Origin of the sequence: Streptococcus pseudopneumoniae, from assembly GCF_001072925.1 — a bacterium.
Classification (GTDB): domain Bacteria; phylum Bacillota; class Bacilli; order Lactobacillales; family Streptococcaceae; genus Streptococcus; species Streptococcus pseudopneumoniae_Q.
In genome coordinates, this window is the sequence record NZ_JVHE01000050.1 from 1 (window position 1) to 541 (window position 541).

The 541-nt window shown below is 44.5% G+C and carries 1 protein-coding gene; it reads left to right on the forward strand.

Annotation, left to right across the window (positions count from 1 at the left end; all coding sequences use genetic code 11):
- Window positions 1-541: Ig-like domain-containing protein (locus ADH81_RS11160; protein ID WP_049526258.1), on the forward strand; the 541-nt coding region annotated here is incomplete at both ends.

Below are 541 nucleotides of genomic sequence, written 5' to 3' on the forward strand. Positions count from 1 at the left end.
AAAAGGTTCAACCGTAGCCCTTTACGATAAAGACGGTAACAAGATTGGTGAAGCAACTGCAGGTGAAAATGGTAAAGCTACTATCACTCCATCAGTAAACATTCCAGCAGGTGCTGTAACAGCCAAAGCAACAGATGCGGCAGGTAACACATCAGTAGCCAGTGATCCAGCTACAGCTACTCCAGCAGCAGATACAGAAGCTCCAGCTAAACCAGTTGTGAACACAGACCTTACAGGTAAAGCAGGAACTAAAACTCCAGTTGAAGTAACTGCAGAAAAAGGTTCAACCGTAGCCCTTTACGATAAAGATAACAACAAGATTGGTGAAGCAACTGCAGGCGAAAATGGCAAAGCGACAATCACACCAACAGTAGACATTCCAGCAGGTGCTGTAACAGCCAAAGCAACAGATGCGGCAGGTAACACTTCAGTAGCAAGTGATCCAGCTACAGCTACAGCTCCAGCAGCAGTAGTTGCGCCAACAGTAGAGATTCCTTACTCTAATAAAGATACTAAAGAAGTTTATGTATATGCTGGTGAA